Genomic DNA, 11,965 nt, shown 5'->3' with positions numbered 1-11,965 from the left:
CCATGGCTAACCTTCAAAGAAGCGGCAGCGTCTCCTTAAGCAGAGGAATCAACAAGACCGTTATTTATGTCATCTGCATCCTCCTGTCGCTGCTCAGCATCATGCCGTTTTTGATCATGTTTGTAAACGCAACCCGTTCAACGCCGGAAATTCAAAGCGGTTTATCGCTGATTCCTTCCACGCATCTGATATCCAACTGGAATGTGCTGCTGGATAAGAGCTTTGATCCGTTCCGCGGATTCATGAACTCGCTTATCATCTCGGGCTGCGCGACGATCTTGACCGTTTATTTTTCATCATTGACCGCCTATGCGATTGTAGTGTACAACTGGCACTTCCGTCAGCCTTTCTTCACGTTCATCATGGCCGTCATGATGATTCCGTCGCAGGCCAGCGCCATCGGATTTTATCAGTTTATGTATAAGCTCCATTGGACCAACAGCTACCTGCCGCTGATCCTGCCCGCGATTGCGGCCCCGGCGGTCGTGTTCTTCATGCGCCAATACCTGCTCGCAACTTTATCCGTCGAGCTTGTTGAAGCGGCGCGCGTGGACGGATCGAGCGAATTCTCTACCTTCAACAAAATCATCATGCCGATCATGATGCCGGCCGTAGCGACTCAAGCCATCTTCGCCTTCGTCGGCAATTGGAACAACCTGTTCATGCCGCTTATTCTCTTGACGCAGAAGGATAAATATACGCTGCCGATCATGGTGAGCTTGCTGCGCGGAGATATTTACAAGACGGAGTTCGGCTCGATTTATTTGGGCTTGTCGCTGACGGTGCTTCCGCTGTTCGTAATCTACTTCCTTCTGTCGCGGTACATTATTGCCGGTGTGGCGCTTGGCGGCGTTAAGGAGTAGACGATTTGATAGGTACAATGAAAACCCGGCCGCAATGGGTCGGGTTTCGTTGTTCGATCCGCGTTTTGCGCCTGGCTTATTGGCCCTGGCTCGGCAAAGTGTTTCGCGAGTATATGTCCATGACACCGAAGGAATATCGGATGAAGAAGGTCGAGTTCCCTCATGACGCGATTTATTACGGGTAGACGTATATTTTCCCGACCGGTCCACAAGGAAGCCGTTCCCGTACGAGAAAGCAAGCCGAATTCATCGCGAATCCGGCGTATTCCTTCGCATTACCGGAACGGCGCCGAGTGCGTCTCGCGGCGGCAAGCTGGCTCACTCGTAGAAAAACAGATCCATCCATTCGTCGCGCGTAACCGGACCGAAATAGTGCATCAGATCGAGCGTATCGACAAGCTCGCCGATTGCCTTGGCGTCGTACCTGACACCCGCCAGCTTCGCAGCGAACTCCGCTGCTTCGCCAACGCTGAAGAAGTCGCCGTATACGGCTGCCTCGCGGATGACGCCGCCTTCGACGTTAAGCCGCAGGTCGTATGTGCCCGCCGACAGACGTTTCGTCTTGCGCACATTAAACACCGGCGAGCGTCCGTAATTCCAATCCCAGCTCCGGTAGCGCTCGTCCGCCAGCCTCCGTACCGCGCTCCAGTCCTCGTCCGTCAGCACATACCGTTCGGGGGTCCGTCCCTCATAGATGGACGCCAGCAGCTTCGCCTTGAACGCCTCGATACTCATCGGCTCCGACAGAAACTCCGTAATATTCGCGACACGGCTGCGCACCGACTTGGTGCTCTTCGACTTGAACTTTTCCGGGTTGGCGTTCAAGGCGGCCGCTACGGCCTCCATGTCCGAATCGTAGAGCAGCGTGCCGTGGCTGAACATGCGTCCTTTCGAGGCAAACTGGGCGTTGCCGGATATTTTGCGTTCTCCGACCTGCAGATCGTTTCGTCCGGTCAGCTCAGCCTCGACGCCCAGCGACCGGAGCGCGCGAACAACCGGCTCGGTGAACTTGCGGAAGTTGTGAAACGACTTGCCGTCATCGTTCGTCACGAAGCTGAAATTCAGGTTCCCGAGGTCATGATAGACAGCCCCTCCTCCCGACAGCCGGCGCACGACATGAATGCCGTTGTCCTCCACGTAGCGGGCATTGATCTCCTCCGCCGTATTCTGGTTCTTGCCGATGATGATCGAAGGCTTATTGACATAGAAAATCAGATATTCGTGTCCGCCCGGCAAATGCCGAAGCGCATATTCTTCAATCGCAAGGTTCAGCGTCGGATCGTGAAGCTCGGGGTAATCGATCAGCAGCATGAGTCCGCCTCCTTCAACGTCGGTAGTAGCATCCATTGTACCGCAATTTCCGTACAAAAGAAAAACGGCGAAGCCCGCGTTCGGCTTCGTTCACTTCATGCCGGTAGTTGCAATTCCGCGAATGATTTGTTTTTGAAATACAATAAACACCACGATAAGCGGAAGCACCGAAAGCGTCGCCCCCGTCATCACTTGAATCCAGTTGCTGCTGTCCTTCGCTTCGCTGGAGAAGAACGCCATCCCGACCGGTATGGTATACATATTGTCGGATTGGGTCACGATCAAGGGCCAAATAAACGCATTCCAACTGCCTAAGAACGTTAATATGCAAAGCGTTGCCAGCGCCGAGCGAGTGAGCGGCACGACGATCTTCGCCAGAATCCCCAGCTCGCCCAAACCGTCGATCCGCGCCGCATCCAGCAGCTCGGACGGTATCGATTCCATGAACTGCTTCATGAGAAAAATGCCGAAGCCGGTAATGAGCCCGGGAAACAGCACCCCCCAATACGTATCCACCCAGCCCAGATTCGTCGAAAGCAAATACCACGGGATGATAAGCATCTCCGTCGGTACCATCAGTGTGCTGAGGATGAACAGAAAGATCGCCTGTTTCCCGACAAAGGAAAACTTCGCCACGATATACCCGACGATCGTATCGAACACCGCCACGCTGCCTGTCGCCAGGACCGCGACGATCGTGCTGTTTACGAACCAAACGCCATATTCGGTCTGCCGAAATATATCGGTATAATTGCTCCAAAGCACCTTCTTCGGAATCAGGCTTAGCGAAAACATATCCTCGGGCGCTTTCAATGAAGTCGCGATCATCCATAGGAAAGGAAAGGCGACAACGGTCAAGCCAAGCGTGAGAAGCCCGTAGCCAACCGCGGTCAGAGCCGACCTGGCGAAAGAAATGCGAATCGGGGTCCCCATCAGTGTTCCACCTTTCTTTCCACCAGCTTCAGCTGAACCGCTACCAGCGCCAGAATCATGACGAACAAGACTACCGAACCGGCGGAGGCATACCCCATATTGAAGCTCTTAAAGGCGGAATTATAAATGTGCAGCACGATCGATATCGTTGAATTCAGCGGCCCCCCTGCCGTCATATTGAGTATCTGCGTAAACGACTGCAGGAAGCCGATCGTGGCCATGACTACCGAAAATACGATGACCGGATTGAGCAGAGGCAGCGTAATGTGAATCCAGGTGCGAAAGCGCCCCGCTCCGTCGATCGAAGCGGCGTCGTAATAGATGGCTGGAATGTTATCGAGTCCGGCCAAAAAGATCAGCATCTGAAATCCGATATGTTGCCACACCATCACGGCTGTTATCAAAAAAATGGCCTGCGTGGTCGAGTACAGAAACGGCTGAGCGTCAAATCCCCATGCCAGCAGCCAGGAATTCGCGATCCCGTTCTTCATGAGAATCCAGCGGAATACCCAGCTGACGGCAACTACGCTGGTGATATATGGAAGGAAGTATACGGCCCGGAAAAATCCCCGCAGGAAGACGATCCGCCGCAGCAGCAGCGCGATCGCCATACCTGCGGCCAATTGACCGAGAACGCCCAAGACAACGTAGACGGCGGTATTTCGAATTGCCGTCAGAAACACCGCGTCTTCAAACAAGGCCCGGTAATTGGCTAACCCGACGAAAGGCTTCTCCTCCGAGAGCATATCCCACTGGTGAAAACTGACATTGAAAGAATACAGCATAGGAATGACCCGAACGGTAAAGAAAAATAAAAGGGGGAGCAGCAGACAGCCGTAAATAAACAAATACCGCTTGCGATGGTAACCGATAGTAAACCTCGGGGCCGTATGTCCTTGCTTACGCCCGATATCGACTTGCTTGATGGTCTCCTCCATCCTCTTCTTGCCTCCCCCTTCGGACTGCGCTTTTATTTTGCCGAGCCCGCTTTGGCCCAATATTCGTCATACAGCTTCTGTGTCTTCCCGACCAAATCCGCAAATGCTTGCTCCACAGGAACGTGATTGATCAGCACTTGATCGACCGCATCGATAAACAGCGTCCGCTCTTGCGTCTCGTCGACGAAGAAATGCGCCTTGCCGTCCGCCAGCTGGGAAATGAACGGCCCGAGCTTCTCATCCTTTACATATTTATCCTGTAAGGCCACCTCTTTCTTGGCAGGCAGCTCACCGGTTTTCTCCACCCATTGTTCCTGTACTTCCTTACTTGTCAAGAACTTAAGGAATTCCACCGATGCTTCCAGCTTCTTGCCGGTTACGTTCTTCGGAATCGCGTTGGCCCAGAACGACGCCGGAGCCGACTTTCCTTTGTAAGAAGGAAGCGGAGCAATGGCGTAATGTAAGTTCGGCGCGTCCTTCTTCAGCGAACCCAGCCGGTAGGAACCGTCGATATTCATTGCAGCATGGCCGGTTTTGAACGCATTCGCATCGTCATTGTAAAAACCGTTGATTCCCACTTTGTGCACCGTGGCGAAATCGAGCAAATACTGGAAGGCTTCCAGACCGGCAGGAGAATCCTTCCACAGCACTTTCCGCTTATCGTCGCTCGTATCCTTGCCCCCGGCCTGATAAACCAATCCGTCACGGTACCAGTGGTGAAGCTGAGCGCCCGGCTCCCAGGCAAGCCCTTCCGTTACGAACTGTCCGTTCGCGTCCTTTTCCGTCAGCTTCTTGGCCGTATCGACCAGCTCCGTCCAAGTCGCCGGCGGCTTATCGATTCCCGACTTTGCAAACAAATCTTTGTTATAGAAAAGACCGAGCGTCCGAACTCCCGTCGGTACGGCGTAATAGTTTCCGTTCAGCTTCGCCGCGCTGACGAACGGGAAAAATTCCTTCTCGATATCGGCGGCCGGAAAGCTGTTCACGGGCAGCGGCTGTAAGTACCCCGAGGCTACGTATTTCGGAAGCCAGCCGTAGTACAGGTTAATGACATCGGGACCCTTGCCTGCCGGAACTAGCGTAGCGACCTTCTGATTGTACTGGTCGTACGGAAAGTTCGTTTGCTTGACTTTAATGTTAGGGTGCTTCTGTTCGAATTCCTTGATCAGCGCATCGATCAGTTCGACCTTGGCGGCGAATTCATACTGCCAATATTCAATCGTAACCGGCTCGCTGCTGGCAGCCGAAGCTGCGGGAGTCGTCGAAGCGCCGGGAGAAGCCGTGCCTGCGGCTGTGCCCGATGTCGCTCCAGTATTGCTCGTTCCGGCGCAGCCGGACATGAGGGCAGCCAAGGATACCAGCACGATGAAAGATTGGTTAATGCGTTTCATGGTCATCATCTCCTTGAGAGAAATGGGATGGAGTCTCCAGTTGCAGCAGCTTCCTTGCATTGTTGCCGAAGATGAGCTCGATGTCGGATTCGCTGAACCGCAAATCCCTGCATACGCGAACCTGGTCCTGCAAATACCGGTACGGATAACCGCGCGGGAATCCCATCGCATCCGTACCGAACACGATTCGTTCCGGACCGATCAGCTCGTAGGTTTTGCGGAACAGCCGCTCCAGATCGAGCTCGTAGGGCATCCAGCGAACCCATTGGTTGGAGCCGGACGTGTCGACATACACATTCGGGCAGCTCCAGCACAGATGCAGCAGCTCCTGGAAATATCCCGCTCCGAAATGCGGGATAATAAACGGGATATCCGGATATTCGCGCGCCGTGTTAAAGATGGCTAAAGGGCTGATGTTCGGATGATGCACAATGCCTCCGGCGTGGCCGAGCAGTCCGAAATGGATCAGCACGGGGAGGCGCCGCTCGGCCGCGAACGTCCAGACCGGCTCAAGCGACGGATCCTCGAACGGAACCGGCGTGAGCGGACCGAACAGCTTATATCCGCGCAATCCAAGCTCATCCACCGCGATCTTCAGCTGTTTCGCCGCATCCTTCTCCTCAATGGGATGGGATGCAAAGCCGGTAAATTTGTTCGGATATTGGCCAATCTGTTCAGCCAGAACTTCGTTGTTTCGCGCGGTCAAAAAATTGATGCCGCCGATGGCATACTTATCGAGCTCATCGGACCACCGATCGATTAAAGGGCGGCTTGCCTCCTCCGCTTGATCTTCCGTTGAAGGAAAATCCCACGACAGCCGCATGCGTTCCGCCCGCTCGCCCGCATACTTGCCGATCAGCGGATGCTGCGGTTTTCTAGGCTTAGCCGGCTCCCGAAAGCCTAAATGCCCGTGAATATCGAATACGCTAAAATTCCGGTTCTGAAACATCGCGTTTCCTCCTGTCTCGGCTATGCCATTGCCAGCCATGATGCCAAAATATGATCCAGCTGCATCGCCGCGTTGCGAATCGTGCCCAGCCTCTCATCGTGCCATTGTTGAAGCGTCTGCCGCCTCTGTTCCTGATCCGCAAGCGCCCGGCCGACTTCCCTCGGACTAGGACCGCCGGGAAGCGAGCGAATGCGTACGAAATGCTCCGGGTCCAGCGCACGCTCAAGCTGTTCATCGGTTAATTGAAGCTTTCGTCCGACGGTCTCAAGCGCTGCATCGTTTACCTCGCGCAGCGTGATGTCCTGTACGGACTTGGCTTCCTTGGCGCCAAGCGCCGCGACTTTACTCGTCACCTCGTGGGCCTTGCGGAAAGATAGCCCTTCTGTCCGCACTAACGTATCCGCAAGCTCCGTTACCGTGGCAAAGCTTGTCTTCGCCCGCCGAGACAAAGCTTCTCGGTCAACCGACGCCGAAGCAATAATAGCTGCCAGCAAGCGATAGACGGCTTCTAGCGTCTCGAGACTCTTCCAGACATAAGGCTGCATATCGTCCTCCGTATCCACGATATCCCCATATGGGGTATTGTGAATCATCGCAAACACGGTTTGGGCATTGCCTTTACATGACGAAAGAAGCGACCGGGCATGCTCGAGTGCAACGGGATTTCGCTTCTGCGGCATAATGGAACTAATTTGTACAAAATCATCCGCTAAGCACAGAACACCGAACTCCTGCGTACACCACTGAAGCAGATCCTGGACGAATCTCCCCGCGTTCACGGCGGCGATCTGGGCCGCCGCCGCCGCCTCCCCCGCATAATCGGCTCCGCTGACGGCATCGTACGAATTCTCGATAATCCCGGAAAAGCCGAGCAGCCTCGCAACAAATTCCCTATCGAGCGGGTAGCCCGACGTCGTTAATGCCGCAGCCCCGAGACTGCTCACATTGCAGCTGTCATAGGAGCTTTGCAATCGTTTGATATCCCTTTCGATGAAGTACGCTACAGCCGACGCATAGTGGGCGATCGTCGTAGGCTGGGCCTGCTGAGTATGGGTAAGCGCAATATAGATCGTGTCCACATGTTCGGCGGCAAAAGTCAGTAAGGATCGATACAACCCTAAAGCGGAATCGATCGTCTGCAATATTTTCTCCCGAAGCACCATCCGGTACAAAGCGATTCCCATATCGTTGCGGCTTCGACCGATATGCAGATTCCCAGCCGCATCGCCGGCAGAAGAGAGAAGCTCGTGCTCCATCTCGAAGAAGAGATCCTCGAATTCTCCCGTATAAGCGCCCTTTCGATAGTGCTCGCGATCAACGGCAAGCAATGCCTCAGCCAATTTATTCGCATCAAGCTCCCCGATCAAGCCTTGTCTGCGCAGCATGATGAGGTGGGCCTTATGGATCGCGATCATCGGATCTAACAGATGAGCCTGCGCTTGCCGATAAGCCGGCTCCAGCACGATTCGGCCGTAAACTTCGCTCTTGCCGGCGGTTGACGTCATCGAATTCATCCCTTTCTACAAAAAAAAGACAAGAGCTTCACCGCGCTCAACAACACTTCGGTGAAATCTTGTCTCCAGTTAACCAGTAGACGCTGTGTGTAATTGCGTAAATTCCTATTTGTTTAGTAAGGATTTCTATATAGAGCGACTATATCATCCTTGTTCTGGATCGTCAACCGATTTGCTAATAGAATAATTCTATATCACGATCAACAATATCAATTCGAACCCTCGTGCTAAGCTGGGGAACGTGTACTCGCTAATGAAAAAAACCGGAGGCACTTGGCCTCCGTTCCTTGTATCATGGCACTCCTATGCGGCGAAACCCATCAAAGTCCCCGCCGTTATCAATTCGCTTCTCGTATCGCGACCCTGCGCTGGAAGGAGCCTTTGGACTCGGCGGGAACGATTGCAGGCGCATAGCCCTCTACGCTGCGAATACGCTCCACCAGCCTTTCGCGCAGCTTCCTGACGACAACTTCGTACGCATCAAGCCCAATCAGATTGGTCAGCTCGTAAGGATCGGCCTCGAGGTCGTAGAGGAATTCCTCCGTATACGTAGCGGATGCCGAATCGTCCCAGCCGTGCTTCTCCGGCGCCGATACGCTGTACTTCCAGCGCGGTGTACGCAGGGCTCGGCCGACCTGTGTCTCGCTGATCTGCACGAACACGTCGTCTGGCCGGTCTTCTTTCTCCTTGCGGACCGCCGGCAGCAGCGAATGTCCTTCCATCGATGCCGGCACCGGAATCCCGGCCGCATCCAGCAGCGTCGGCGGCAGGTCGATCAGCGAGACGAGCCGCTGCAATCTGCCTCCCCCCGTGAAGCCCGGTCCGATGAATGCGGTCGGTACCCGCAGCGAGCTGTCGTGGCAGGAGCGCTTGTATTCGCTGTTACGGGTTTTGAAGTGACAGCCGTGGTCCGACGTGAACATGATGATCGTGTTGTCCGACAGCTTCAAGCTGCGTACGGCGTCCATCAGCCGGCCAAGCGCCTCGTCGAGCCGCTTGACCATGCCGTAATAACCGCCGAGGTGCTGCGGAGCGCTGCCGACGAGCGCCGCCAGATCGGGCGGCGACCATTTGCCGGTATACATCCCTTCATAGCCATATGGTGCCGGGTAGTTATCAAGATGATTCTGGTGATGCGGCTCAATGTATGACAGGAAGAGAAAGAACGGATCGTTCCGATGGCGGTCGATATATCGGATGGCCGCATCCGTCATCGCATCGACGCGGTAGCCCGGCAGCTTCACCGCCTCATTATCGCCGTTGTACATGACCGTGTCGTACGAATCCGAGGTGAATTCGAGCAGATTGGATGCGAGCCAGTAATCGTAGCCGCCCCGCTGCTCCGCCGGGACCGGCTCTTCCCCGGCCAGGTGCCACTTGCCGATATATCCCGTCTTATACCCTGCCTCGGCAAAATAATGCGCCAGCGTCTTATGATCATCCGGCAGCGGAATCCCGTTCCGGTAGCATCCTGTTGTCGTCGCATATTTGCCGGTTTGCAGGCACGAGCGAGCCGGTCCGCACACCGGCTGGCATGTGAAGGAATGGGACGCATGCGTTCCCTCCAGCGCCATCCGGTCGAAGTTCGGCGTAAGGCCCAGCGGGTTGCCGTGAACGCCCGTTGTATCCCAGCGCTGTTGATCGGTAAAGAATACGATGACATTCGGTCGCTGTTCTGTCGTCATAACATCACCTCAGACGCCCTTAAGGGCGGTTATTTTTTCGTGCCGTAGCCGTTCTGCTCGTTCCAGCCCTGCGACGCTTTCAGCGACGCCGCTTCCTGCTTCGCCACCTGGTTCATTTTCGCGAGGAACGCATCCAATGGCAGGCTGCCGTCCAAATAAAGCTGTCCGTCCTTGCCGAACGTATCGTATAAATTTTTGCTGAAAGCCGGACCGAACAGGTTCATCTTGAACGGCTCGTTGACGGCCAGGAACTGCTTAATATTGTCCGGAAATTTAGCCGACTTGAGTACGGAGACGCGATAAATTTTTTCCGCAATCTGCTCCTGCACCGGCGGCGACGTCATATACATCAGGAAATCGATCGCCGCCTCCTGCTTCTCCGGGGCCAGCGTCTTCGGCATGACGTACACGCCGTCCGGGTTGCCCGAAGCGACCTCGTAGTATTTGCCCTCCGCCATCGGGTGCGTCTCCTTCGTCAAATACGGCACGCGGATAACGCCGACGTTCATGCCCTGCAGCTGCTTGGTGAAATCCGGCGTGTTGAGCGTCATCGCCGCATCGCCACGGATAAACATATCGTTCGCGTCGTCGACGGTGATGCCGTTAAAGCCCTTCGGCCAGAAGCGCGACCAATCCTTCAGGATTGGGAATACGCTCTTCCAAGGCTCCTTCGTAAAATCGATCGTTCCCGCGTCGATTGCAGCGACGATTTCGTTCGAGCCGATCAGATTATTTTTGTCCAGATCCATTTGCGGAACGAGCTGCTCGACGGTCTGGTCGGACAAGTACCGCGTGATCCAGTTCGGACGGTCGCCGCCCTGCTTGGCGAATCCGACAGCCATCGGCGTAATTCCGGCGGCTTGGATTTTCTCCTGTACGGCGATGAAGTCTTTCCAGGTCTCCGGCAGCGTCGTGACGCCCGCTTTCGCGAATAAATCTTTGTTGTAGAACAGCCGGATCGTACCGGAATACGTCGGGATCCCCGCCAGCTTCTCCGTACCGGGTACATACATGTTCTTGAGGATCGTGTCGGACAGCGTGCTGCGCCATACGGCGCCTTCGGAATACGGGTTCGGCTTTGACAGGTAGTCGGTTACGTCCACGACCAGTCCCTTGCCGAAATCCTCCTGTGACCATAAATATTTCGACTGGAACAAATCCGGCGCGTTGTTGCCGGTCAGCTGTGTCGTCACCCAGGTGCGCTGATCGGTGCCGTTATCGCCCCAGTTGGCGAGCGTCAGCCTGATCTCCGCCTTGCCCTCCGGCTTCGCGTTATAGTCTTGGATAAGCTTCTCGTACACCTTATTGTCTTCTTCCAGCTTGTTCTTGCTCGTTGCAAACGCAATGACGACTTTCTTGCCGGCCTGCGCGCCGTTGGGGTCCCCCGATGCGGATGTCGAGGCGGAAGGCGAACTGCCTGGCGCTGCGCCGGGGGCGCAGCCCGCCAGCAGGACAGCGACGCCGGATGCGATAGCCAGCGCGGATCGGAACTTGCTCTTGTTCATGTCGTATTCTCTCCTCTTTACGATGTATGTTGGTTCTCCGTTACCCCTTCATGGAGCCGGAGGTTAATCCCGCGATGAACGGTTTCGTGGCAAACAGAAACAAGATCAGGAATGGAATCGAGGCGATCACGTAACCGGCGAGCTGCAGGGAAACTCCCTGCTCCACCGTGCCCGATATTTTGCCAAGCACGAGAATGACCGGTTTGAATCTCTCATCCGAAATGATAACCAGCGGCCAGATGTAATTGTTCCAGCCGTTAATGGCGGAAAGGATTCCGACGACGGACATAATCGGCTTGGCCAGCGGCATCGCCATATTGGCGAACACTCTCCACGGGCCCGCTCCGTCAAGCTCCGCCGATTCAAACAGCCCCTTCGGCAAGCCGGCGAGAAACTCCCGGATCAGCATCGTCCCCATCGAGGAGCCGACGGCCGCCGGCGGCAGTATTTGTCCGGCAAAGGTGTTGAGCAGGCCAAGCGACTTCACCAGCACGAATTGCGGCACGAGCAGCAGGAACCCGGGAATCATCATCAGCATAATCACAAGCACGTACAGCCAGCCCTTGCCCGGAAAATCATATACAGCGAAGGAGAAGGCCGCCATGGACGACAGGAGGAGTACAACTAGTACGATCCCGACCGTGACGATCGCCGAATTCGCCATATACGGCAGCAAGTATCCGCCCGCAGTGACATAGTTATCGAGAAAATATTGCTGCGGCAGCCCCCAGAAATTTCGCAGAAAGTCCATCCGGTGCTTAAATGAATTGATAATTGTCATGTAGAAGGGATAAACCGTTGCCAGCAGCAGAAGCGCCAGCACCGCGTAATGAACCGTTCCCTTGAGCGTAATTTTGCTTGCCATAAGGCTTCCCT

11 protein-coding genes are annotated in these 11,965 nt (G+C 55.1%); 2 read left to right on the top strand and 9 right to left on the bottom strand.

From position 1 onward, the window contains the following. Nucleotides 1-2 precede the first annotated feature (2 nt). Nucleotides 3-863: a carbohydrate ABC transporter permease gene (locus ACFFK0_RS10945; protein WP_377470210.1), complete on the top strand. Its 861-nt coding sequence runs from the start codon at nucleotides 3-5 to the stop codon at nucleotides 861-863. Nucleotides 864-868: 5 nt separating this feature from the next. Continuing rightward, on the top strand, nucleotides 869-1,048 hold the full coding sequence (locus ACFFK0_RS10940; protein ID WP_377470209.1) for a hypothetical protein: 180 nt from the start codon (nucleotides 869-871) through the stop codon (nucleotides 1,046-1,048). Nucleotides 1,049-1,181: 133 nt separating this feature from the next. Here the strand turns inward: ACFFK0_RS10940 and lplA are convergent, their stop codons facing one another. The 9 genes from lplA to ACFFK0_RS10895 form a co-directional block, all read right to left on the bottom strand. Continuing rightward, entirely contained in the window at nucleotides 1,182-2,174 is a 993-nt protein-coding gene (lplA, locus tag ACFFK0_RS10935) for a lipoate--protein ligase (protein WP_377470208.1), read from the bottom strand. 90 nt (nucleotides 2,175-2,264) lie between these two features. Continuing rightward, on the bottom strand, nucleotides 2,265-3,107 hold the full coding sequence (locus tag ACFFK0_RS10930) for a carbohydrate ABC transporter permease (protein ID WP_377470207.1): 843 nt from the start codon (nucleotides 3,105-3,107) through the stop codon (nucleotides 2,265-2,267). Further along, entirely contained in the window at nucleotides 3,107-4,045 is a 939-nt protein-coding gene (locus ACFFK0_RS10925) for a carbohydrate ABC transporter permease (RefSeq protein ID WP_377470206.1), read from the bottom strand. Before ACFFK0_RS10925 ends, ACFFK0_RS10930 begins: the two co-directional genes overlap by 1 nt. A gap of 32 nt (nucleotides 4,046-4,077) precedes the next feature. Continuing rightward, nucleotides 4,078-5,436 carry a sugar ABC transporter substrate-binding protein gene (locus ACFFK0_RS10920; protein ID WP_377470205.1) on the bottom strand — a complete coding sequence of 453 codons (1,359 nt, stop codon included), beginning with the start codon at nucleotides 5,434-5,436 and terminating at the stop codon, nucleotides 4,078-4,080. Further along, entirely contained in the window at nucleotides 5,423-6,385 is a 963-nt protein-coding gene (locus ACFFK0_RS10915) for an amidohydrolase family protein (RefSeq protein ID WP_377470203.1), read from the bottom strand. The genes ACFFK0_RS10920 and ACFFK0_RS10915 overlap by 14 nt, the downstream gene beginning before the upstream one ends. Nucleotides 6,386-6,405: 20 nt before the next feature. Beyond that, nucleotides 6,406-7,890 (bottom strand): argininosuccinate lyase, encoded by a 1,485-nt coding sequence (gene argH / locus ACFFK0_RS10910; protein ID WP_377470202.1) that lies wholly within the window; start codon nucleotides 7,888-7,890, stop codon nucleotides 6,406-6,408. A 347-nt stretch (nucleotides 7,891-8,237) separates the two neighbouring features. Further along, nucleotides 8,238-9,584, bottom strand: coding sequence for a sulfatase family protein (locus tag ACFFK0_RS10905; RefSeq protein ID WP_377470200.1), 1,347 nt, complete (start codon nucleotides 9,582-9,584; stop codon nucleotides 8,238-8,240). 29 nt (nucleotides 9,585-9,613) lie between these two features. Next, on the bottom strand, nucleotides 9,614-11,089 hold the full coding sequence (locus tag ACFFK0_RS10900; protein ID WP_377470199.1) for an ABC transporter substrate-binding protein: 1,476 nt from the start codon (nucleotides 11,087-11,089) through the stop codon (nucleotides 9,614-9,616). 40 nt (nucleotides 11,090-11,129) lie between these two features. Then, a complete protein-coding gene (locus ACFFK0_RS10895) occupies nucleotides 11,130-11,954 on the bottom strand; it encodes a carbohydrate ABC transporter permease (protein ID WP_377470198.1) in 825 nt (274 codons plus the stop codon). Nucleotides 11,955-11,965 lie beyond the last annotated feature (11 nt).

Origin of the sequence: Paenibacillus chartarius (assembly GCF_042432825.1) — a bacterium.
In the GTDB taxonomy this organism is placed as follows: Bacteria; Bacillota; Bacilli; order Paenibacillales; family NBRC-103111; genus Gordoniibacillus; species Gordoniibacillus chartarius.
The sequence above is the reverse complement of the archived record's forward strand: the minus strand, read 5'-3'. Positions and strand labels throughout refer to the sequence as shown.